The organism is Nocardia acidivorans NBRC 108247 (genome assembly GCF_001625085.1).
GTDB lineage: Bacteria > Actinomycetota > Actinomycetes > Mycobacteriales > Mycobacteriaceae > Nocardia > Nocardia acidivorans.
The window spans coordinates 91184-113503 of the sequence record NZ_BDAW01000027.1 but is presented as its reverse complement, the minus strand read 5'-3'; the positions used below and the strand labels follow the sequence as shown (position 1 = coordinate 113503).

Below are 22320 nucleotides of genomic sequence, written 5' to 3'. Positions count from 1 at the left end.
GAGTTCGGGCAGGTCTGTCGTGGATGCACTCCCGGATGGTCCGATTGCGCGCGCTGCGGGTATCGCGCGCCGACGACGTGGCGCACCGATACCGGTGAGCGTGTGTGTCCGCCGTGTGTCGACCGGTTCTTCGATCACTGCGGGGTATGCAGTCTGTTCACTGCCGAGAGCCGCTACGTATCCGGCGGTTCCCGCGTTTGCACCCGCTGCGCACAGAACTACCGCCCGTGCGAGCAGTGCGGCACTCTTCTGCCCGATCTCACCGACTGCGAAAGCTGCGGATCTGCCGGGCGGATCTGGAACTACAACTACAAGCCCGACCCGCGATTCTTCGGTCATGGCCCGGCATTCCTCGGCTTGGAGCTGGAAATCATTGTGCCGCAGCATAACTACGATGCGTGTGCGGCGACGGTCGGCGACCATATCGGCGATCTGGGGTATCTGAAGCACGATTCGTCGATCGAGCCGTTGGGTTTCGAATTGGTCACCCATCCGATGGACTATCGGTTCGCGGTCGAGCGGTTTCCCTGGCCGCTGTTGGAGCGGTTGACCGAACTCGGGTGCCGCTCGGATCACAGCGTCGGAATCCATGTCCATGTGTCGCGGGACGGGTTCGACTCGGCCGCTCACATCTTCCGGTGGGCGAAGTTGATCTACCGCAACGAATCCCAGACGGTGGCGTTGGCGCGGCGACGCTCGAGTTACGCGGTGTTCTCCCCGATCGCCCGCGAGCGGGTCAAGCACACCGCCAAAGACGATCTGCGCCGGTACGGGATGAACCGCTACCAGGCGATCAACCCCCACCCGCGCAAGAGCCTCGAGGTGCGGGTGTTCGCCGGATCGCTCGACCCCCAGCAGGTTCAAGCGGCTCTGGCGTTCGTGGCGGCCAGCGTCGAATACTCCCGCACTCTGACCTCCACCGATGTCGTCCGCCACGGCGGCTGGGAGTGGGAGCGGTTCACCACCTGGGTGAGCCAGCGTGGGCAGTACGCGCCGCTGCGCGCGGAGATGGAGGCCCTCGCATGTGCCTGCTGACCTTCTTCCCGCCCGGCATAGCACCGGAACTCAGCGCGCTGCTCAATGGCGCGCGTGTCAACCGAGATGGCCACGGGTTCGCCGTCGTCACCGCCGACGGTGTTCTCGTCGGGCGCGGGATGGACGCCGAGGAGGTCCTCGACGATTTCATTGCTGTGCGTGCCCGCCATCCGGATCGACCGGCGCTGTTTCACAGTCGCTATGCCACGCACGGCGCGGTGAGTATCGACAATTGCCATCCGTTCCGGCTCGGCCGCGACCGGCGCACCGTGCTGGCGCACAACGGTGTTCTGCCCAGGCGAGTCCGACCGGCCCCCTACGATCCGCGCTCCGATACCCGGATCGCGGCCGAAACGTACTTGTCGCATATGCCTTTCGGGTCGTTCGATACCGATCAGGGCCGGCGTGGGCTGGAGTCGTGGCTCGGGACAAGCAAACTCGTGATCCTCACTGTCGATCCGACCTTCGAGCAGAACGCCTACGTGTTCAACGAACCGGGCGGGATCTGGGATGGCGGGATCTGGTACTCCAATCCCGGCTACCGGCCTCCCCCGGACTGGGCGCTGCTGCGCGCGAGGGCGTGGCTGTATGTGTGTGAAAGCTGCGGGGCCGTCGACTTCAGCCGCCGCGGACGCTACTGCGGCCGCTGCGGCTGGTGCTTCGCATGCGCCAACCCATTCCCCCACTGCGACTGCACACAACGCTCCGACACTGCACCGCAAATCCATTCGCTGATTTCAACAGTCGAGTCCATCCGGCTCTGGTCGGGCTCCCCGCCATACCGCTTGTCGGAGCCGACATCGCAGATGTCCCATCTGCCTTCTCACCGATCGCGTGCTGAAACCACCAGGTGGTGCGCAATATTCGCGCGTCCCCTTCGCGCCATGCGCGCTGTTTCGTCCTCGGCGCTCCCTGCTGCCTCCTTCACATGCTCAGAGAGGTCATACACCCATGCCCGAATTGCTTGATGCAATCGCGTTGTGCGGCACATGTTCCGCGCCGCTGCCCGACGACCCTCCCCTGAACGAGCCCGCTCCTCAGTGCCCAGCCTGCGATGACCGCTCCTTCTGCGAGGACTGCGGCGAACCGGTCGCCGAAATCCACGAGACCGTCAACGGCGGCGTGCTGTGCACGGAATGCGCCCGGCGATGGTCGGAATGCGAATATTGCGCGCGCTACACCACCACCGGTGAGGTGACCGTCAGCGGCGACATCGTGTGCGACAGCTGCCATCTCGACCATTACTGGCCGTGCTCGGACTGCCGACTGCTGTCGCGCTATCTCCGCAGCGTCGACACCGGTGCCGAGGTGTGCACCAGCTGCCGACACGAGTACCGCGAATGCAGCGATTGCGACTACCTGACCTCCAGCGACGACTACTGCGCCTCGTGCTACCGCGACCGCCGCGACGACCACATCTACGACTACTCCTACAAACCCGACCCCTACTTCCACGGCGAGGGTCCGGTCTTTCTGGGGTTGGAACTCGAGATCAAAACCCCGAGCCGTTCCCTTCGAGCCTACGCCGAGATCGCCGCCGAGCACCTTGGCGATCTCGGCTATCTCAAGGAAGACGGTTCCATCGGCTACCAGGGCGGGTTCGAAATCGTCACCCACCCTATGAGTTACGAGTGGGCCCGATAGCCCACGATGAGGACTCCGGCTGATGGTGGTGTGGGCACTGCGTGTTCGTAGCCGGGTGTGACGCGCAGGCGGGCGAGGAAGCGGGTCGGGTCGGTCTTCCTCACGGCCGCCGCCCGGCGGTTTGACGAGCGATCGGAAGGTATTGGCTCGGTGTGCGATCGACACCGGCGGTGCGCTGGATCATGGGGTGGACTCCGGTTCTCGGGAGCGCCATGGCGAGCATCACAGCCCGGCAGCGCGGGGAGATGCAACCGATCAGGCGATGTCGACGAAGGTCAGGTCGGCGTATCGTTCGGTGCCGGTGAGGGTTTCGCATTCACAGTGCGGGAATTCGTGCCAGCATTGTTCGCAGAACCGCAGGCCGGGCAGTGCGGGCCGAGCTGCTCGAGCCCGTACTGTCCGCAGTAGTCGCAGTAGTCGTGCCGTGGGTTTCGGGCTGCTCGTCGGTGCTGGGTCCACGCCACACGTACGAGGTGTTGGAGTACCAGATCCCGTCGCGGCTCCAATGGCCGTGGTGTTCGTTGAACACGTACGCGGTGTGCTTGTAGCGGGGATCGATGGCGGCGCCTGCCGCCAACGCCGACTCCTTCAACTGCAAGGTCCAGGGGGTCAGGCTCGACGGCACGACTCCGGTCCAAGCCGACGCCACGTGCTCGGCGCCCTCCCTTTCGGCATCAATGCCCTGACGGATATGAAGACGACCTTCCCCACCACTTTCCCGTACGTGGACACGGGCAACACCAAGATCAACGCCGACACCGGCTTCGGCCCGGTGGCGCTCAAGACCAACATCGCGTTCTACGGGGCCGACAAGATCCCCCAGGCCAAAACCTGCGTCCTCTGTCTTCACCACGGGCGACTGTGTGAATCTGTGACTCCTCGCATGAAAACGGCAGCGCTGATGTGTGACATCGGCGCAGCTGCGCGCTGCCGCTTCCCTGTTTCCCGCAGACACCTTGGAGGATCTCGGTGATCGAGCCACTGTTGGAATCCTCGGATATCGATTGTCTGCGAGAGGATCTCCTGCGCGCGGACTACACCAGCTCCAGTGTCTCCCGCCGGGTCGGGGCAGACGCCGCCACGGCCTACCACCAGCACAAGGACGCGATGCCCGCCGATGTCGGCGAGGACGAACTGGGCGTGCTGATCCGGCTGTTCGGCTGCAGAACGACCGAGCCGACTGCACAGGTAGCCGCCGCCCTGGCCCCCCTTCCGCTGGCGCAGGCCATACGCCGGCGGGCTCGTCGAAGCCGTCGAGGGCGGTGTGCGTGCCGGTGTGGACCTGCACCCATACGAGGACTGGTGGATCATGGCGGATCTGATGACCGACACCGGGACACCAGGTCCGATCAGGGCCGACCATGTGTTGTGTGTCAGCCCCAGTTCCCGCAACCTGAGTGTGTCCATCATCCACGCACCCGTCGCCACCGCCCTGGATATCGGGGTGGGTGGCGTGCAGGCGATGCACCTGTCCACCCACGCCGACCAGGTCACGGGCATCGATTTATCCACGCGGGCACTCAGATTCGCCGCGACCACCGCAGCACTGAACAAATTGGACTGGGAATTGCTGTACGGGGACATGGTCGAGCCGGTCGCCGCTTCGACCTCGTGGTGAGCAACCTGCCCTATGTGGTCGGCCCCGGCCAGCCCCACTTCTTCTACCGAGATTCGGGTCGGCCCGGCGACGGCATCTGCGCCGAACTAGCCACTGCGGCACCCAAACTACTGACCGGGGGGTACCTGCAGTTCATGGCGCACTGGCTGCACGTGCGCAGCGAGCAGTGGAGCGAGCGAGTCGCGGGATGGATGAGCGGCACCGGCATGGACGCCTCGGTCGTCGAAGGCTCGGTCACCCCGCCGAAACCTACGTCGACACATGGATGGCGGAATCTCGTGACACCGATCCCGCGCGGCGGCGGGCATGGCTGAACCGGTTCACTGACCAGCACGTCGAAGCGATCGGCTACGGCGTGGTCACCACGTGCAACGGCGGCTCGGCCTCGCCGGTCGTGCGGGTCGAAGATGCCCCGGCAACCCGAACACCCCCGGAAAGCACACATTCCGCCGTGGTTCGCCCGCCAGGACTGGTTAGGGACACACGATCCCCTCGACGCACGCTACCAACTCGCCGAGGGCCTCGTCCTGCACCAAGACGCGACCCGGGCCAGTGTTGACGGCTGGCAGGTCGGCACCCAACGACTGACGATGGACCACGGGCGGCGCCGGAACCTGAAAGGTAGAACCACTCGTCGCCGCGATCGTCGGCATCTACGACCCCGCGCGTCCACTGCGAGAACAGCTCATCGAATTCGCCACCCAACAGGGAGTCAGCGTCGACGACGTCCTCGCCACGGCCACCACGATGGGGCCCCGGCTCGTCGAACGCGGCATTTTCCTGCCCGTCGATTCACAGTGATCGGGGGCGGGGACGTGGAATCAGCTTGCGCGGCGTGGCTCGCTCGCGGATTCCCGGATCAGGCGACGCGGCAGTTGAGTGGCGCCATCAGCCAATGATCGGATGGACTCGACCCAGCTGCGCCCTGGCGGCGGCAAGCGCCGCAGCTTTCACCCCTGCCCAGAAACTCGCACACCTGGCCGCCTACGACCGCACGCTTGAGGACGGAACCGGCGGCACTCAAGCTCCGGGGCTTAACCTTTGGAGGCATGCCTTCTATACGTCTGCGGAATACATCGAAGTGCGCCCGAAAAATACCGACCAGACAGAACGATAATCGTCACGACCTGTCGCGGTAGTTGCATGCGTCACACTTCTCCGCATTAGGATTTACTTGACTTCCATTTGTGCTTTGATTGACTACCCAAAACATGCGCAACGTGGTTGCGTACAGTTTAGTCAATCATGCTTGCAAATGCAAGAACGTCTACAAGCTGCATTGGAATACACCTGAACCAATCCCTAACTTGTTACTAACCTCAGACCCTACCACCTCAGACCCTACATCGGTGCAGTCCGTCTAACCCGATTCCGGCGACGGACTTCACCTCACTCAATGAACTTACAGAGTCAGCCGACTCGCCCATTTGCAAGGTTCAGCGAGGCGGAACGCCTTGAGCCGATTGCTCGACCGTAGCAGGGGCTATTATGTCCATCAATGACCGGCGACTATGTCGCGGATGCGGCTCGCGATTAGCCCGGGACCACTCGAAGCCGCGCTGCTCCGTGTGTCGTCGCGGAAACGACCGAGTTCCAGAACTGCCCGCCGCAGCATGGCGAACAAGCGAGATGCTGTCGGCCCTACGCAGCAGGGATATCGGGGCCGTGATCCAACTCTTTCGTCACCATCCGGTCCACGGCGCCGGACCGCTCCCTCAGGCAGAGCTCGCTGGTCGGCTGGGGATCACCCAGGGCCATCTCAGTCGGATCGAGAGTGGCCAAACCCGTGTTCGCGATATCGACAAGCTGACCAGATACGCACGGGTACTCGGCATTCCAGAGGGATTGCTGTGGTTCGAAGTCGACGACAACGTACCGCATACCGAACTGCCCAGCGTGACTGCCTATCCCGGTGGCAAAGACATCCCATCCGCCGCGGCGCCGACGACGGCGATGGTTGCCGAATCACTTCTGGCTACGCTCGACCAGTATGTGCGCACCGATATGCTGATCGGTCCACACTCCGTACTGCCACTGGTCGCCCATCAGATCGAACTCCTCAAGGACATTGCGGAAACCAGCCGTGGTCGTACTCTCGCGAGACTGCGAATAGTGCACGCTCGGTTCGCCGAATTTCGCGGGTGGCTTCATCAGGATGGCGGTGATCAGCGCGCCGCCGCCGAATGGACCGCGTTGGCACACACCATAACCGGCGCGGCGGAGGACCAGCAGTTACGCGCCTACATTTTGCACCGACGAGGCAACATCGCTGCTGATAGTGACGATCCGCGGGCCGAAATCGCACTGGCGCGGGCCCCACTCCACGAACCGACCACCGCACTGTCACCGCCTCTGCGCGCCCTGGCACTGCGCCAAGTCGCCCACGCCCACGCTCGGCTCGGTCAGGCGCAAGAATGCAGCGCAGCACTGGAAGAAGCATTCGACAGTGCTGCGGCCGACGCCCCCGATGATGACGAACTGACGCATTACTGCACCCCTGCGTACATCGCCATGGAGGCAGCCGGTTGTTGGCTCGAGCTCGGCCAACCTGACCGCGCGATCAACATTCTCGAACCAGCTTTGGAGCATTGGCAACCCGACAACCAGCGAGACCTCGGCCGCGCCATAGCCCTGCTCTCCGTCGCACAAGCCAGGAGACATCAGCGCGACGAAGCTCTGGCGGCAGCTTCCAGCGCCGCTCGCATAGTCGCCGTCACCCGTTCCGCCAGGACCGAACGCGCCCTCCACGACGCCGTACGCGCTCTGCGCAACACCGGCGCCGAAGAACACGCAGCCGAATTGCGTGCAGTCATACGAAAGGCGCTGCGGTGATGAAGTGACTCGCCGGTGAGAAATTTGAAGACATTATCGGCAACAGAGACAAGGCCGAGTCTCATGTCGTCGTGGTTCGTTTTCTGTGTGTTGGATTCGGTTGCGCGGCATGATGCCCGGCCGTGGTCGACGCGTTGTCGCCGATCGGTGCCTGATGAGTTGTGGGAGCTGGCCGAACCCCTGCTGCCGAGTTCAGCCCGCGTAAGCAAAGGAGGCGGCACTGCCCCGACCGCCCAGCGGGCCGCGTTCACCGCGATCGTGTACGTGCTGACCAGCGGTTGCGCATGGCGGCTACTGCCGCTGTCGTTCGGGGTCACCGTGCCGACCGCGCACCGGCGGTTCACCGTGTGGACCAAAGCCGGGTTGTGGCGGCGTCTACATCGGGCGGTGCACGACGAGCAGGGCAACCAAGGCTTGATCGACCGGTCGCGGGTGGTGATCGACGCGGCGAGCGTGCGAGCCGAAAGAGGGGCGAACTGACCGCTCCGAACTGACCGCTCCGAATCCGGTCGATCGCCGGCTCCACGATCCACGTGCTGTCCGATCGTGGGGCAATCCCCGTGGCCGTGGGTGTTTCGGCTGCCAACACCAACGACGCCGAGGCGTTGAAACCGCTGGTGAAGGCGATCCCCGCGGTCCGTTCCCGACGCGGTCCGCGCCGACACCGACCCGCGAAACCGCACGCGGACAAGGCATATGACATCGCTGATCCGCGCCGATGGGTTCGCGATTGCGGCATCGGCGTCCGGATCGCTCGCAAGGGGCGGCGAACCTCTCCGATCACCTCTGGCGGCACCGCTGGGTCATCGCGCACACGATGTTCGTGGCTGACCGGCTACCACCGGCTCAACCAGCGGTGCGAGCGCAGGCATCCACTTCTGCGCCTTCCTCACACCGGCAGCCGCACTCACCTGCTACAAGAAACTGGCCAAGGCGAAATCCGCGACATGAGACACGATTCCATAGAGATTCGTGGCCAGTTACGTCCGCCGCCTTCAATATGCATCGGATGCATTCCCTCGATGCGTCACAAAGTGCTCCACGTGAACCACTATCAGAGATAATGAGCTCTATGGAAGGCGCTACTATCATTTCACTTCACTTGTATTTATCGCCAGAAGTGAACGATTTCTCGTCGTCCTTGCCTCGAATATTATGCAAAATTGAATTTCGCCAGCATCACCGCGAGCGGTATAGCGGGCACTAGAGAGGTTTGAACTACCGAGTGAGTAGGAGGTCGGTTATGGATACACACGCACAGACGACAGGAACATTGGCAGATGTTCTGCGGCACGGCAGCTCGCAATTCCACCTGCAACTCCGGCAGGTGCTGAGCAGCCCGGACTACGTCGTCACCGATCGCATGAGCCAGCAGCAGCGGCGGGAAAACGCCTACAACCACCTCAAGTACCTGGTTCAAGAGACCGGCAGCACCCGGGATGTCGCTACCGATCTACCGAAGCTGTTCGCGGTCTTCGACTGGTCGGCGGTCCTGGCGACGGACCTGATTCCGCTCATCTCGGGACACTACAATTTGGCCTCCGGCAGCCTGGCCACGCTGACCGATTCCGGCTCCGCGGCACCGTATCTGGAGGATCTCGACGACGCCTCGGCTATCGGAGTGATGCTACTGACCGAGTTCGGGTGCGGGTCCAACATTCAGTTCATGCAGACCCGGGCTACTTACGATCCGGCCGCCCAGGAATTCGTCATCCACACCCCGACCCCGCGGGCACGGAAATTCATGCCCTCCGTGGGCATTCCGGTTTCTCGGGTATGTGTCGTTGGCGCCCGCTATATCGACGCCGACGGCGTCGACCAGGGCGTGCACCTCTTCGCCGCGCGACTACGCGGCGCCGACGGAACACCGGCGCCTGGGGTAAAAATCACCCAGCTCGACCATCAACCGCTGGTCATCATGGACAACTCGGTCATCGAGTTCGAAGAGCTGCGGGTCAAGCGCAGTGCTTGGCTGAGCAACGGACTGGCCACCATCGACGACCAGGGGGTGTTGACCTGGCGCGATGATGACAGCCGTAAACGGGGGTTCGCTTCGGCGATCTCCCAGTTGACGGTGGGACGCCTGGCGCTGAGCAGTTGCCTGAATGCGGCAGCACGCGCCTCGCTCTATATCGCGCTGAGGTACGCGAGTCAACGAACGGTGCCCCTGACGCCCACTCAAACCCCCCTCATGCTCGATCTTCCGCACGTGCGTGAAACCCTGCTCACCGATCTCGCCGGCACACTCGCCCGCACGATCTACGGCAACGCGATCAAAACCAGGCTCGCCACCAGTGATCTCACCGACCGCGACACCGTCGTATCGGTGATGCTGGCCAAGCATTTCATCCAGCTCCACGCCCTGGCCACGGTGACCGACGCGCGCCTGAAACTGGCCGCGCAGGGAATGTTCTCCGCCAACCGGGTCGCCAACTATCTGGGAGTCTGTCACGCGGCGATCACCGGGGAGGGCGACTGCTACGTCTTGGGGTCCGTCGCCGGCCGGGTGCTGGCCAGACATTTGGCCGACAAGCCCGCCCCCGAATCCGGACTGCACGATCCCGCCGATCCTGGCGATCGCATGGGCCTGTTCAACGCACGCACGCTGACTATCGTGCACGAGGCCCAGCAGTATCTGGGTACGCCAGACCTCACGGAGCGGCTGGCCGTTATACCGCAGGCGCTGGAACTCGCTGAGGCATACTGCGCCGAAGAGGCGCTGCAGTTGCTGCACCGATACGCCGATCGTCCCGAGATCGCCGCAGTCCGCGATGTATTCGCGCTGCACTATCTCGATCAGCATGTCGCCTGGTACCTCATCCGCGGTCTGCTCGACGCCGCCGGTGCCACAGTCGTCAAGCAGGAGCTGCGCCGCGCCATCGACACTCTGGCCGGCCACCTCCCCGCGATTCTGGGTGCACTGGAGCTCGACGATGAAGTCCTCGGCGCACCAGCACTTGCCGAGGACGTGCCGAATGCATGGGAGGCCCGCTGCGCGCCCGTAGATCACTGATCGCGCAACACTCACAGCAGCTGACGCCGCGCCGGGCCGAAGCTCACGTCGGGCCGCCCGGCTTTCTTTGCCGGCAGTCGATGACGCGGACAGCTCAGTTGCTGGATAGCTTTGGAGCCACTCGCCGCGCTGGGGTTTCCGGCTTCGGGACTCACCCGAGGCCGGAACCAGGCGGTGTGGACTACCAGCGACCTGCGATTAGCCCGTGGTTCTGATGAGCAAGGGCGCTGTGCGGGGAAAGGTGACCGGCAGCGCCTCGAGAGCGCGGCGGAACGGGCCGGGGCGCCACAGCAACTCGTCGACGTGCACGGCAAGCGAAAGCTCGGGCAGCGCGTCGAGTAGGTGGTCGATGGCGTCCTGTGCACGTTGGTAGCCGAGTAGACGGGCTGGGCATTGGTGTGGCCGCCAATGCCGTTAACTTACGGCGTCTTCCCAGGTCGGAGGGCCTGAGGCTGCGGTGCCTGGTGGGATCGTGGGAGTTGCTGTGCGGCAGTCGGTTTGCGGGTATGGTGCCGATTCGTGACGCGGGCGGTGAGGGAGGGGCGGCTGACGGATCGGATCGGGTTGGGTGTACTCACGCGGGTGGTAGGCCAGGATCTGATCGATGAGGTGCTGGTCGCGACCGGCAGGGTGGAGAAGCGCCGGCGGGCTCCCGGCGCGGGTGGTGTGTATTTCGTGTTGGCGATGACGTTGTTCTTCGACGACGCCTACGAAGAGGTGATGCGCAAACTCGTTGACGGACTGCGGTTTCTGCGTTCGTGGGACGACTGGCAGGTGCCCAGTTCCCCGGCGTTGTGCAAGGCCCGTTCGCGCCTGGGTGAGGAACCGGTGCGGGAGTGGTATCGGCGGGTCGCGCTGCCGCTGGCCGGTGCCGGGAGCGTGGCTGGCGGGGCGGCGGGTGATGGCCATCGACGGTGTTCAGATGGATATTCCCGATACTGCCGATAACGAGGAGGTGTTCGGGCGCGGGAAGACCCATCAGAGCCTGGACGACCCGTATCCGAAGGTGAGGGTCGTGGGCTTGGGTGAATGCGCGACCCGCGCGATCGTCGATGCCCGGATCGGTGCGGTGAGCGTGGGTGAACGCGAGCTGACTCGCCCGCTGCTGGACGCTTTCACCTCGGACATGTTGGTGATCGCCGATCGGGGGTTCTTCGGTCACGAGTTCTGGCGTGAGGCTGTCGCCACCGGCGCGGACCTGCTGTGGCGGGTGCAGTCGGGGTTGAAACTGCATGTGGTGGAGGAACTTCCGGACGGTTGGTATCTGCCGCGGTTGATGACCGATGTCGAATGTCAGCGGATCCGCCGCCACCGCTCCCGCGGACTGGACACCCCACCCGAAGGGGTCACCGTCCGGGTTGTCGAGTACGAGGTCACCAACCGTGATAGCGACGCGGCGGGGCCGATACGACTGATCACCACCCTGCTCGATCCCGAGGAAGTCACCGCCGCCGAACTGGCCGCGGCCTACCATCTGCGGTGGGAGTTCGAGACTTCGCTCGCCGAGATCGAGACCCGCCAGCGGGGCAGTTTCCGGCTGTTGCGCTCACACAGCCCGGCCATGGTGCGCCAGGAGATCTGGTCCTTTGCTGCTGACCCATTACACGATCCGCGAACTCATGTATCACGCCACCGACCTCGATATATTTGTATAGATTATTGGTGAACATAGCAATCGAGAGGTCGCTGAGCAAAATCGAGGATCGCGGTTAAGGCACAGGTTCGCTGTTGTTCATCGGCGAGGAATGTATGATCTCTTGTTGCTGAGGGGCGGGATCTATTCGGGAGCTTATGCACCGGATACAAATACCTGCACAGTATCGACATCGGTGGTCCAGGCTGTCAAAACCCGGAGACCGGTATGTTCGATTATCGACACCACCAGCCCGGAAGGCCGGGCGTCATACAGTCGCGTTCGATATGGCGCAAATTGTTATGATTTCGACACGAATCGAGAATGTGCTCGGTTTGCCTCGCGCCTACAATCCGGCCTGGGAAGAAACCCATGCCCGTTAGAATTCTGCAGAATTTCAAGGGGAGTAGACAAAGTTGGCCATTCGATCAATGGTCGAGGTGTTTCGATCCAGTCGCGTCTGCGATATTCTGTGAGGACAGGCGTATTCCGGAGCTGTTGCAGCGAGGGCGCCGCACACAAAGTTCTGTGCAATGTGGCAAGGGGCTTTCATGCCGAATTTCTCTATTCTCCGATTGTTTCAAGCTGCCGTTGCCGATCATGCATGCGGCGTCGCGGCTGTCGACGGCGCTGAGGCGATTACTTACCGGGAGTTGGATGCCGCAAGTGATCGTCTGGCGCGTCAGTTGCGCGGTTCGAACGTCGATCCGGGCCATCTAGTGCCGATTATCGCGCACCGATCCATTCCACTCATTGTTGCCGTGATCGGTGTATTGAAAGCCGGTGCGGCCTACACATTGATAGATGAGAATAATCCCGCCAAACGCCGGAAGAAGATTGTCGAGCAATGCGGATGCCCAGTCTCACTTGCCACGCGGTCGGATTCGACTGATCTGGGTGGCGTCGCGGTACATGGTGCGGGTGAGACCGCAGACACTGACATCGGATCGGATGTCTTCCGTGCGTTGGCCGATCACGGCACCGCGGCATACGTCGTTTTTACTTCCGGGACGACTGGTACACCCAAGGGCGTCATCATCGACGACCGCGCCCTGACCGCCCTGGTGAAGTGGCATAACGAACGGTTCGAGATGAACTCGACCTCGCGGACGACCCTGTTGTGCGGTGTCGGCTTCGATGTATTGCAGTGGGAGATCTGGTCATCGTTGTGCGCGGGCGCGACCGTGCACATCCTCGATCAGCGCACCCGGGTCTCGCCCGCTGCGCTGCTCACGTTCTACGCCGAGCACCGGATCACTCACGCCTATGTGCCGACAGTGCTGGTGCCCGACGTCGTCGGGCTGCGAATACCGGAGCGGTTGGCGTTGCAGTATTTGTTCTGCGCGGGTGAAAAGCTGAACCCGGTGGCTACCGACCACCTGCCCTACACGGTGATCGACTACTACGGCCCCACTGAGGCCACCATCTTTGCGACCTGTCGTGTCATGGAACCGGGAAGCGAGAATCGCACACCGTCGATCGGTTCGGCGATCTCCGACACTGAGGTCTTCATCCTCGATAACGACCTCGGTGACGTGATGGCCGGGGCGCCCGGAGAGTTGTGCCTGGCGGGAACCTGCCTGGCCCTGGGGTATTTGGGTGATAGCGATCTCACCCAGCAACGGTTCGTGTGGTCATCGCGCCATGATCGGCGGATCTACCGCACCGGTGACCTCGGGCGCTGGCTCGCCGATGGCACCATCGAGTTCCTTGGCCGCCAAGACGACCAGGTCAAGATTCGCGGCTATCGGATCGAGCTGGGCGAGATCGAGACGGCGATCCTGGGCAATCGGTATGTCAAGCAGGCTGTCGCCCTGGTGGACGACAGCGAATCTGCGAAACGCTTGGTCGCGTTCATCGTGCCACACGACGTCAGCACAGACCCCGACGGTCTGATACGCGCTGTGCGTGCGCACGTGCGTGATGAGCTGCCCGACTACATGCAGCCCGGTATCTATCACAGCCTGCCGAGCCTGCCACTGACCTCCAACAGCAAGATCGATCGCACCGCCCTGCGAAAGATCATGTCCGACAGGCGCGATGAGCCTTCGCAGATCTCCGGATTCGATGACGAGCTCGAACGCGGAATCGCCCAAGCGTGGCGCAATGCCCTGGGGCACGGGCGATTCACCGCGACGGACAGCTTCTTCGAGGTGGGTGGCTATTCGCTGTTGGCGACCGCTCTGGTCGACGACATTTCCCGAAGAACCGGCATCCGCGCCTACATCTGGGACTTTTACGGGGACCCGACCATTCGCGGACTCGCGGCCGCATTACGCCAGCGGGAGACAGCACCACTGGTAGAAGGCGAACCCATCCGAGAGCTGGCCGAGGACATCTATCTGCCCGACGGTGTCGACTTCACCGGCGGATTCCATGCACGACAACTGACCGCACCGGCGAACATAATGGTCACCGGCGTCACCGGTGTGATCGGCGTGCATCTGCTCGAACGCTTGCTCAACGATACGGACGCGGTCGTTCATTGCCCAGTGCGTGCAGACACGACCGCGCTGGCCTACGAGCGTTTACGACGTGTAGTCGCGCGCTACGAACTCGATATCGCCGACTGGGCGCGAGTGCGCGTCTACGCTGGTGATTTGGCGGAACCGAGACTCGGACTCGCCGAGCAGGAGTATGTCGCGCTCGCTCGCGATATCGACGTCATCTACCACTCGGCGAGTGCGGCCAATTTTATACAGTCCTACGCGTACATGCGGCGCGACAACGTCGAAGGATTGCGGCGCCTGATTCGCCTCGCTGCAGACGATCACGTCAAACCCTTGCTGTTGGTGTCGTCCATCTCGGTATACAGCTGGGGGCATTTGTTCACCGGCAAGACCACGATGTACGAAGACGACGATATCGATCAGAATCTGCGCGCAGTGGCCACGGACCTCGGCTACATGCGCAGCAAATGGGTCATGGAGAAGATCCTGCAACTGGCAGCCTCCCAGGGGCTACCGGTGATGGCCTTCCGGCTCGGATACGCGACGTGCCACAGTCGAACCGGTCACGCGGCAACCTACCAATGGTGGCCACGGCTGGTTAAGACCTGCGTCGCCCTCGGCGCCGTGCCGGACCTGCGGAACCTACGCGAGGGGCTTACCACTATCGATTACATCGTCGACACCATGGCAGCGATCGGCCGACAGCCCGATGCTCTGGGAAAGAACTTCAACATCATTCCCGACCGTGAACGTATCGTGACACTCCAAGGGTTCTTCCAGCTGATGGAGAAATACTTCGGTTACAAATTCCGTATCATCCCATTCACCGAGTGGGTCCAGCTATGGAAAGATGACCCCCAGGCACCGCTCTATCCATTACTCAGCATGTTCAACGATCGAGTACTGGACGGAAAGTCAACGATCGAGCTCTATCAGAATACCTACCGGTGGGGCAAACAGAACGTCACAAACCACCTGGCTGGCACCGGAATAGAAGAGCCGACATTCACGAAAGAAATTCTCGAACGCTACCTCGGCCACGTCCTTGCCGAACCATACATTCCCATGAAAATGATTGAGGTCGGGTGAGAACGCGGACCCGGTAACAGTACGGGGCGGCCGATCAAGTGATCGGTCGCACCCTTGGGTGCACCGGTCGGCGGCCAGGGACTGTCGGATTAACGGCTCAGGCTCACTTTCGGCGGTGATGGCCCCGGCGAAGATCAGGCGAGCAGGATCCGGTGCCGGAGTAGGCCGAATCCCGCTCGGCCATACATTTGTCGTTTGATCAGTGCCCAACGCTTTCGGTGTCGACCGATGCGGCAACGGGATCGCCAACAGTATCGGATCGCGGTGTGACACGACAACCGGACCGGGAGTGCCGCGAGCAGTCGAATGCTGGCTCGCCCGGCCAACTCCCGCAGCCCGGACAGGCGACCGGACCGCCCGGCGCCTGCGCCAGAATTCGGCCACCCTACTCGATAACATCCTCCACCACCAGCGGAAACAACCCTGAAAGCACCACGGTAGCAGGCACATTCACCTCACACACCGCAACATCGTGCCGTCAGCGACCCTCCATCACCACCGGAAGTGAGCCAGAGCCGTTATCTGGAACAGACTCATTTCAACTCCCCGGATCGCCTGATATTCGGGGTGTTAACTCATCTGTGCATCGGTCCCGTCCCGTGCTCTGGTGGTGGTGTTCAGCTGTGTACGGGGAAGGGTTCCCCCGATGTCGATGGATCAGCGGTGCGGGATCCCTTGTCCCGTAGACGTTGTACGGTCGGTGCGTATGCGGCGGCGACAACCGCCGCCGAATTCAGTGCGGTGGAGACTATCGCCAGGATCCACGACACCGTGGCGGAGGCGTTGTTGTGGATTGCGTAGTAGCTGGGCAGGGTGCACAGCAGGGTATATCCCAGATAAACCGCCGGTGCGATGAAGGGAACGAGCGCGACTCGCCGCCAGCCATGCACGTGCGGCAGGGTTGCCGTCATCGCCCAGCCGATCAGTACGAACATGCCGCCGTTCTGCACCAGGCTGGGCAGCGGCACCCCGAACACCAGCGCTTTGTTGTCGTAGTACAGCATCACGCCGTAATGGGTGCTGATCATCTCCCCAAGGCATTCGGTAATGGAAATGAAAGCGGCCCAAGCGAACAGCTCCCGCGCCGGACGTCCGTTCTTGATGAGCTGGTAGGCGACCATGGTCGCCGCAGCGATGCCGCCGGTGTAGGCGCCCACCACATGCCAGGGAATCGGGCGGTCGACGATAGTGACCACCGGGTCGAACACATTGGTCATGTAGGTGGTGGCGCCGATGACGTCCAGCCATGGCTCGACGTAGAAGGAGAACACCACCAACGCACCCAGGGTGGTGAGCCAGAACAGCTTCGAGTCTTCCTTGTCCCCGAACCTGGTGAGCCCGGCCGCGTAGACGAGGCTGCCGATGATGGAGACGAGGGTTAGGCCGAACAAGAGCCAGGCGGCCAACGGCCCAGCCTCGGTTACCGGTGGCGGTGACCAGCTGCCCGCGACTATTTCCTGCATGGGATCTACTGCCTTTCGGTGAAACTCGTTCATGCGGCCGGTGTTCGGTTGCCGTCGGCCGTGCGTGCGAAACTGCGCGCCGCCGCGAGACCGGCGCGTCCGTCGCGCCGATAGGCGGCACGGGCGCGCGGCATGATCCGTAATGGGTACGGCATTGCCGGCCAGGTGGCCGCGACGGTCTTGCGGAATGCGTCGAAGGCGACCTGATTGGCCCGGGTCCACGGGATGTCGAACATCTCGCGTACCACGGGTGGTAGTGCCCCGGCCCCGACGCGCAGCCAGGCTTGACTCATGGCCGGTCCGCCCAGCCGCCACACAGCCTGCGGTACCCAGGGTTGCGGCATCGACCCCGTTGTGCGGAAGAATTGGACCAGTTCGGATGCGGCCGGGGTCGGCTGAAGTACGTTGTGCAGGGTGTGATTCCAGTACTTCTGGAACTCCGGGTAGGTCTCGGGTACGACCCGGTCGGACAGGCCGTACATGCGCCACCACCGCACGCCCTCGCGATACAACGCGGCCTTTTCCTGTGGCGTGTAAGGCTTCCTGAAGTACAGGTCGGCGGTGCGCAAGGGGGCATCGAGGAAGGTCGCGTGCGCCCAGAAAAAGGTTTCCGGGTCCAGGGCGTGGTAGCGGCTGCCGTCTGGCATGGCGCCCTTGATGTCGCGATGGAAATCCCGGACCTGTGCGGCGGTTTCGGCGGCGCCGACACCATCGAACAGGGTGCCCTGGATCTGTGGCACCGAGCGGAACAGTCGTTGCAGCGGCTCACCGTAGAACCCCGAGTGTTGCTCGACACCACGCCCGAGGGCGGGATACATCAGCTGCAACAGCCCCTCTACGGGCGCGACCAGAAAGCCACGACGGTCGCCATAGGACTCGTACAGCAGCGATCCCGGACCGAACATCGGTGCTCTCCTGTCGATTTCCGTCTCCTCGGAGGCGGCGGTCATGCGGGTGGGGTGAGAGTGATGGCCGCGGCGGGGCAGTCCCACGCGGCACGGTCGGCGAGCTTGAACTGGTCCTCCGGCACGTCGACCGGGCCGCTGGTCAACTGATCGCCCTGGCGTAGCGCGACGATGTCGTCGGCGTCGAAGGCGAAGATCTGGGGTGCGGTGCGCACGCAGTATCCGGCCGATTGACAGAGATTCTGGTCGACCTCGACACGAGTCGCGCCGGTGTCCTGCGAGGCCGAATGATTGGGCTCCGACATGGCTTTCACGGCTTTCTGATCCGCGAGATCCGCACCGGCAGGCCACCGTCGAGCGTGATGGAGAACGTCGACGCGTGCCGGGGCCGCCAGCCGGGTTCGGTCTCGAGCCGGTAGCGCTGGAAGATCAGGGTGAGTAGGAATTGGGCGTTCATATAGGCCATGCCGGAGCCGATGCAATGATGCGGGCCCGCGCCGAAGGGGATGAACGTGTTGTTCGGTCGCGCCGGGTGCGACGGATCGGTGAAGCGGGTGGGGTCGTAGTTGTCGGGTTCGGCCCACCAGCGTTCGTCGCGGTGAACGGTGTAGACCGGGGTACCGACGAGGGTGCCCCGGGGTATGTGAAAGCCGCCGAGCTCGCTGTCCCGCATGGCCAGGCGCGGGTTCATCGGATGGCCCTGCAAGCGCTGGCCCTCGTCGAAACACGCTTTTGCCCAGGTCAATCGGGAGAGGTCGTCGAGCGCCGGTGTAGCACCGTCGAGTTCGTCGATTTCGGCGTACAAGCGTTGCGCGGGTTCGGGATTGACGCACAGGTGGGCGAGGGTATGCGACAGCGAGGCGACCACGGTCTCGTAGCCGCCGCCCATCAGGGCGATCAGTTCCGCCCGCAGGTCACGGCGGGACAGCGAGGTGCCGTCTTCGTATCGGCTGTCCACGAGCAGGCCCAGTAGATCGGTGTCGTCGGTCGGCCGGGCGATGCGCTCATCGACGAGTGTGCCGACGAGCCTGGTCAGCCGCAACGCCGCCAGCGGCAGGTTCTCGGTGCCGGGAATAGGAAGTGGGTTGGGCGGATTCGCGAGGAATACGGCGGCGGCGGCGGTGCGCATCAACAGGCGCATGTCCACATCGACCTGAGCGAGTTGGGCGTCGGTGAGGTGGGTGGAGTACATCGCGCGCAGGAAGCCCGGCAGTGTCACCTGGGCGATCTCGTGCTGAAGATCGATGGTCTGACCGGTGTCGGCGTAATGGTCCCAGCGATCGATGCGCCGGGTGAACTCATCGACGATGGTGTCGGCGATCCGGGCCAGATGCTTGCGCCCGAACATCGGGGTGAGCATGCGTCGCCGTTGCCGGAAGCGGTCGCCTTCCATCATCGGCAGTGCCGAACCGATGAGCTTCTCGATCGGTTTCTCGCCGGGGCCGATCATGCTGTAGCGGCCCTCACGGTTGTTCATCACCTCATTGACCAGATCCGGGTGATTAACCATCACCAGGTTCCATATCGGGATCGGCACATTGAAGACGTCACCGTGCTCGCGCGCCCACCCGCGTACGGATTCGAAAGGGTCCCTGCGGAATTCGGGCAGCACACCGATCACGGGACGCCCTTTCGGGCCCGGAATCGTGGGGTCCAGGGAGCGGCCGAAGGTGCTCATCCGGCGTCGAGGTCGTGGTGTCGCGAGTGGCAGTGTGCGGGTACCGGGAAACGGCACCGCCGCAGCGTTCCTCGCACGAGAAGCACCGGTCGCCGGCGTGCCTTCGCGGTGGGGCTGCGGGGTCACGCGTTCACCTCCGCGCCGTTGCGTCCCTGCCACTGATCGACCGACTCGATAGCGGGTATCGGCAGATCGAATCCCCGATGACCGTCCATCCCGGTGCGCCCAATCCGTGACAGCAGCGGCATCACCACTCGCGCGGCCGTTGCCGCCGCCTTCAGATACCCCAGCCGCGGCACTCGAATACCCAACGGCGACAGCTGAATTCCCATATAGACGAGATCCCAGTCGGTGTCGATATGGGTGACCTTGAAGTCATCGGTGAGCAGGTAGCGGTCGACGCCGATGAAGTTGAGGCAGCGCCCGGTCGGCGGCATGACGATATCGGTGCCGGGGACCCGCAACGGACCTGTCCAGCGGGCGATGCCCCGCCACGGGATCAGCATGCGCAGCTGTTCGTGGGAATAGTCGACGAAGGGCAACGATCGCAGGCTGTCGTCCTGTGGGTAGAACGCCATGTCCGGGAACGCCTCGAAACATGCCGCGCAGTTGGCGAGGGTCTCCTCGCGGCCTCCCCTGATGTTTTGGAAGGTCGTGCTGTCGATGAAACCGCAGTCCGGGGCCATGCATTCGCGCAACTTGTCCACGCTCTGAGTGCCCCACGCGTCGAACCAGCGCTGCCCGAATTCCAGGGAGCCCTTGATCGCAAAACCTCGTTCGATTGCCGCGTTCTCCTGCTGCTCGACCTTCTTCCAGAATTCCGGCAGCAGGGCCTGTGAGGCGGCGTGTTCGGGAGACGGGCCGAGATGGTGCAAGGTCCTCATCGGATGCCTTTCGAGGTGAATCCCAGCAGCCGAGTGCGTGGCAGCGCTGCCGGGTGTAACGATGTTACACAACTAGATGAATGTAACACTCAGAGTCAAGGGCGAGTGCGTACCGGCTGTCATCAGGGAATGATCTGTGCGATGTGGCTATCGCGCAGTGATCCGATTGATACGTTGTTCAGAGATAAACACGGGTTATTGCGATTGCCAGAAATTTTCTGTTCCCGAACCGGAGACGGCCGGACACATTGCCGTTACAGTCTCACTGTGTCGCTCGGTGGGCGACAAAAGAGATAGAGACATACATGGCGACAACCACATCAACCGAGGCGGCGCAGCGGCCGTCGCTCGGCCGGATTCTTCGAAACAACTTCTCCGACACGGTGATCGTGAGCTTGCGAACGTACGGGCGATCGGTGCTGCTAGCGGTCGCGGTCATCCGCGGTGGGGGGAATGACCTGGTGCGACGACGCTTCCAATCGGGGGAGATGTGGCAGCAGAGCTGGTATCTGATCACGGTCACCGCGATTCCCGCAGTGCTGATGGCGGTGCCGTTCGGTGTGATCGTCTCGGTCCAGGTCGGAAATCTCATCCATCAGCTGGGCGCGGATTCGATGATCGGCGCGGCCGGCGGCCTCGGGGTGATCAAGCAGGGCGCACCGATGGCAACCGGACTACTGCTCGGCGGGGCGGGTGCGTCGGCGATTGCCGCGGACCTCGGCGCGCGCACCATCAGGGACGAGATCGACGCGTTGAAAGTGATGGGGCTCAGCCCTGTTCACCGGCTGGTGATCCCCCGGGCGGCCGCCATGGTGCTGGTCGCGCCGCTGCTGAACATCCTGATCATGTTCGTCGGCGTGACCGCAGGATACATCGTGGCCATCACCGCGCAGGGCGTGACATCCGGCAGTTACTGGATGACCTTCGGCGCCTTCGCCGTCGTCACCGATGTCTGGGTGTCGCTGGGCAAGTCGGTCCTGTTCGGGTTTCTGGTGGTGATCCTCGCCTGCCAGCGTGGGCTCGAAGCTCGTGGTGGCCCGCGTGGTGTCGCGGACGGCGTCAATGCCGCCGTGGTGCTCTCGGTGGTGTCGATCGCGGTCGTCGATCTGGTGATCACGCAGGTGGTCGCTATGTTCCTGCCGGTGCGGCTGGCGTGATGGCCTCTCGATACCTGCCCGCATCGCTGCGCTGGGTCAGGCGTGCTGCGCCCATCGCCGGCACCATCGAGAACACCGGCTTCGTGCTGGACTTCGGATGGCAGGTGCTGCGCTCGATTCCCGTGGCGCTGACCCGATATCGCGCCGAAACCATCCGGCTGATCACCGATATCACCTGGGGGAAGGGCTCGATCATCGTGGGCGGCGGCACCGTGCCGATGCTCATGGTGCTCGGCGTCGTCATGGGCGCGGGCACCGGAATCGAGGCGTTCGCCATGCTCGACCTGCTCGGCATGGGTCCACTTACCGGGATCATCTCGTCCTTCGCGAACACCCGGGAACTGGCCCCGATCGCGGCTGGGATCGGATTTGCCGCGCAGGCGGGATGTCGAATGACCGCGGAGATCGGCGCGATGCGTATCTCCGAGGAGATCGACGCGCTGGAATCCCTTGGGTTGCGGTCGATTCCATTCGTGGTGACCACCCGGGTGATCGCCGGAGCCGTCGCGATCGTGCCCACCTTCCTGGTGGCGTTGATCCTGGCCTACCTCAGTTGCGCCACCGTCGTCGTCGCGATCCACGGCCAGTCCAGCGGGGTCTACTACCACTACTTCTTCCAGTTCGTCGCCGGCTGGGACATGATCGCCGCGGTGATCAAGGTGCTGGTGTTCGTCACCGCGATCATCCTGATCCATTGCTACCAAGGGTTTTTCGCCACCGGCGGCCCGGAAGGCGTCGGAATCGCCGCCGGGCGCGCGGTACGTGCCAGTTTCGTAGCGATCATCGCCCTGGACATGGTGCTCACCATTGTGCTGTGGGGCGTCGATTCCGCTATCCAGTTTACGGGGTGACGTGATGCCGAACTATGGAATGCCCGGCGCCGCAACAGATCGACGCACGGCCTACAGCCGCGGTATCG

At 63.2% G+C, this 22320-nt stretch carries 19 protein-coding genes and 2 pseudogenes; 15 read left to right on the top strand and 6 right to left on the bottom strand.

Annotated elements, in window-relative coordinates; genetic code table 11:
- Positions 1 to 375: 375 nt before the first annotated feature.
- From NA10_RS16805 to NA10_RS16795, 3 genes are read left to right on the top strand one after another with little or no spacing between them, the layout of a single operon-like run.
- On the top strand, positions 376 to 1035 hold the full coding sequence (locus NA10_RS16805) for an amidoligase family protein (RefSeq protein WP_245677441.1): 660 nt from the start codon (positions 376 to 378) through the stop codon (positions 1033 to 1035).
- Positions 1023 to 2003, top strand: a complete 981-nt coding sequence (locus NA10_RS16800; protein WP_067568771.1) for a class II glutamine amidotransferase — start codon at positions 1023 to 1025, stop codon at positions 2001 to 2003. The genes NA10_RS16805 and NA10_RS16800 overlap by 13 nt, the downstream gene beginning before the upstream one ends.
- Complete coding sequence (locus NA10_RS16795) at positions 1987 to 2679, top strand: hypothetical protein (protein WP_157556568.1); 693 nt, start codon at positions 1987 to 1989, stop codon at positions 2677 to 2679. The genes NA10_RS16800 and NA10_RS16795 overlap by 17 nt, the downstream gene beginning before the upstream one ends.
- 316 nt (positions 2680 to 2995) lie before the next feature.
- On the opposite strand, the gene NA10_RS36815 is transcribed toward NA10_RS16795, so the two are convergent.
- The gene (locus NA10_RS36815) at positions 2996 to 3529 is read right to left on the bottom strand and encodes a hypothetical protein (RefSeq protein ID WP_157556567.1); all 534 of its coding nucleotides are present in this window, start codon (positions 3527 to 3529) and stop codon (positions 2996 to 2998) included.
- Between the two features lie 119 nt (positions 3530 to 3648).
- Here NA10_RS36815 and NA10_RS39730 point away from each other — a divergent pair.
- From NA10_RS39730 to NA10_RS16740, 10 genes and pseudogenes are all read left to right on the top strand, one after another.
- Positions 3649 to 3903, top strand: a pseudogene (locus NA10_RS39730) (DUF7059 domain-containing protein); the annotation flags it as partial.
- A 97-nt stretch (positions 3904 to 4000) separates the two neighbouring features.
- Entirely contained in the window at positions 4001 to 4297 is a 297-nt protein-coding gene (locus NA10_RS36810) for a class I SAM-dependent methyltransferase (RefSeq protein ID WP_169812593.1), read from the top strand.
- Positions 4294 to 4611: a hypothetical protein gene (locus NA10_RS36805; RefSeq protein WP_157556565.1), complete on the top strand. Its 318-nt coding sequence runs from the start codon at positions 4294 to 4296 to the stop codon at positions 4609 to 4611. Before NA10_RS36810 ends, NA10_RS36805 begins: the two co-directional genes overlap by 4 nt.
- 93 nt (positions 4612 to 4704) lie before the next feature.
- Positions 4705 to 5196 (top strand): DUF7782 domain-containing protein, encoded by a 492-nt coding sequence (locus NA10_RS39725; protein ID WP_444980060.1) that lies wholly within the window; start codon positions 4705 to 4707, stop codon positions 5194 to 5196.
- 766 nt (positions 5197 to 5962) lie between these two features.
- Positions 5963 to 7129 (top strand): helix-turn-helix domain-containing protein, encoded by a 1167-nt coding sequence (locus tag NA10_RS35670; RefSeq protein ID WP_169812592.1) that lies wholly within the window; start codon positions 5963 to 5965, stop codon positions 7127 to 7129.
- A gap of 147 nt (positions 7130 to 7276) precedes the next feature.
- Positions 7277 to 7964, top strand: a pseudogene (locus NA10_RS38685) (IS5 family transposase); the annotation flags it as partial.
- Between the two features lie 408 nt (positions 7965 to 8372).
- Positions 8373 to 10142, top strand: a complete 1770-nt coding sequence (locus tag NA10_RS16755) for an acyl-CoA dehydrogenase family protein (RefSeq protein WP_157556564.1) — start codon at positions 8373 to 8375, stop codon at positions 10140 to 10142.
- 519 nt (positions 10143 to 10661) lie between these two features.
- The gene (locus NA10_RS36800; protein ID WP_169812591.1) at positions 10662 to 11090 is read left to right on the top strand and encodes a transposase domain-containing protein; all 429 of its coding nucleotides are present in this window, start codon (positions 10662 to 10664) and stop codon (positions 11088 to 11090) included.
- On the top strand, positions 11065 to 11808 hold the full coding sequence (locus tag NA10_RS36795) for an IS4 family transposase (protein WP_067568761.1): 744 nt from the start codon (positions 11065 to 11067) through the stop codon (positions 11806 to 11808). Before NA10_RS36800 ends, NA10_RS36795 begins: the two co-directional genes overlap by 26 nt.
- Positions 11809 to 12326: 518 nt before the next feature.
- Positions 12327 to 15314 (top strand): amino acid adenylation domain-containing protein, encoded by a 2988-nt coding sequence (locus NA10_RS16740; RefSeq protein WP_067568760.1) that lies wholly within the window; start codon positions 12327 to 12329, stop codon positions 15312 to 15314.
- 617 nt (positions 15315 to 15931) lie between these two features.
- On the opposite strand, the gene NA10_RS16735 is transcribed toward NA10_RS16740, so the two are convergent.
- The 5 genes from NA10_RS16735 to NA10_RS16715 all read right to left on the bottom strand — a co-directional run bounded on the left by NA10_RS16735 (position 15932) and on the right by NA10_RS16715 (position 20244).
- The gene (locus tag NA10_RS16735) at positions 15932 to 16720 is read right to left on the bottom strand and encodes a hypothetical protein (protein ID WP_084514818.1); all 789 of its coding nucleotides are present in this window, start codon (positions 16718 to 16720) and stop codon (positions 15932 to 15934) included.
- 86 nt (positions 16721 to 16806) lie between these two features.
- Positions 16807 to 17682 (bottom strand): oxygenase MpaB family protein, encoded by an 876-nt coding sequence (locus NA10_RS16730; protein ID WP_067568758.1) that lies wholly within the window; start codon positions 17680 to 17682, stop codon positions 16807 to 16809.
- Between the two features lie 41 nt (positions 17683 to 17723).
- The gene (locus NA10_RS16725; RefSeq protein WP_067568757.1) at positions 17724 to 17987 is read right to left on the bottom strand and encodes a ferredoxin; all 264 of its coding nucleotides are present in this window, start codon (positions 17985 to 17987) and stop codon (positions 17724 to 17726) included.
- Positions 17988 to 17992: 5 nt separating this feature from the next.
- The gene (locus tag NA10_RS16720; protein WP_084514814.1) at positions 17993 to 19360 is read right to left on the bottom strand and encodes a cytochrome P450; all 1368 of its coding nucleotides are present in this window, start codon (positions 19358 to 19360) and stop codon (positions 17993 to 17995) included.
- 122 nt (positions 19361 to 19482) lie between these two features.
- Positions 19483 to 20244, bottom strand: coding sequence for a nuclear transport factor 2 family protein (locus NA10_RS16715; protein ID WP_067568756.1), 762 nt, complete (start codon positions 20242 to 20244; stop codon positions 19483 to 19485).
- 305 nt (positions 20245 to 20549) lie between these two features.
- Between NA10_RS16715 and NA10_RS16710 the strand changes: the two genes are divergently transcribed.
- Both NA10_RS16710 and NA10_RS16705 read left to right on the top strand, forming a co-directional pair.
- On the top strand, positions 20550 to 21401 hold the full coding sequence (locus NA10_RS16710) for an MlaE family ABC transporter permease (RefSeq protein WP_067568755.1): 852 nt from the start codon (positions 20550 to 20552) through the stop codon (positions 21399 to 21401).
- Positions 21398 to 22252, top strand: coding sequence for an ABC transporter permease (locus tag NA10_RS16705; RefSeq protein WP_373862385.1), 855 nt, complete (start codon positions 21398 to 21400; stop codon positions 22250 to 22252). The genes NA10_RS16710 and NA10_RS16705 overlap by 4 nt, the downstream gene beginning before the upstream one ends.
- Positions 22253 to 22320: the final 68 nt, after the last annotated feature.

Coding starts and splice junctions, on each gene's coding strand:
- NA10_RS16715 (WP_067568756.1), bottom strand. CDS start 20,244: ATGAGGACCTTGCACCATCTCGGCCCGTCTCCCGAACACGCCGCCTCA.
- NA10_RS39725 (WP_444980060.1), top strand. CDS start 4,705: ATGCCCCGGCAACCCGAACACCCCCGGAAAGCACACATTCCGCCGTGG.
- NA10_RS16720 (WP_084514814.1), bottom strand. CDS start 19,360: ATGAGCACCTTCGGCCGCTCCCTGGACCCCACGATTCCGGGCCCGAAA.
- NA10_RS36795 (WP_067568761.1), top strand. CDS start 11,065: ATGGATATTCCCGATACTGCCGATAACGAGGAGGTGTTCGGGCGCGGG.
- NA10_RS16755 (WP_157556564.1), top strand. CDS start 8,373: ATGGATACACACGCACAGACGACAGGAACATTGGCAGATGTTCTGCGG.
- NA10_RS16725 (WP_067568757.1), bottom strand. CDS start 17,987: ATGTCGGAGCCCAATCATTCGGCCTCGCAGGACACCGGCGCGACTCGT.
- NA10_RS16740 (WP_067568760.1), top strand. CDS start 12,327: ATGCCGAATTTCTCTATTCTCCGATTGTTTCAAGCTGCCGTTGCCGAT.
- NA10_RS16800 (WP_067568771.1), top strand. CDS start 1,023: ATGTGCCTGCTGACCTTCTTCCCGCCCGGCATAGCACCGGAACTCAGC.
- NA10_RS16710 (WP_067568755.1), top strand. CDS start 20,550: ATGGCGACAACCACATCAACCGAGGCGGCGCAGCGGCCGTCGCTCGGC.
- NA10_RS36810 (WP_169812593.1), top strand. CDS start 4,001: ATGACCGACACCGGGACACCAGGTCCGATCAGGGCCGACCATGTGTTG.
- NA10_RS16730 (WP_067568758.1), bottom strand. CDS start 17,682: ATGTTCGGTCCGGGATCGCTGCTGTACGAGTCCTATGGCGACCGTCGT.
- NA10_RS16795 (WP_157556568.1), top strand. CDS start 1,987: ATGCCCGAATTGCTTGATGCAATCGCGTTGTGCGGCACATGTTCCGCG.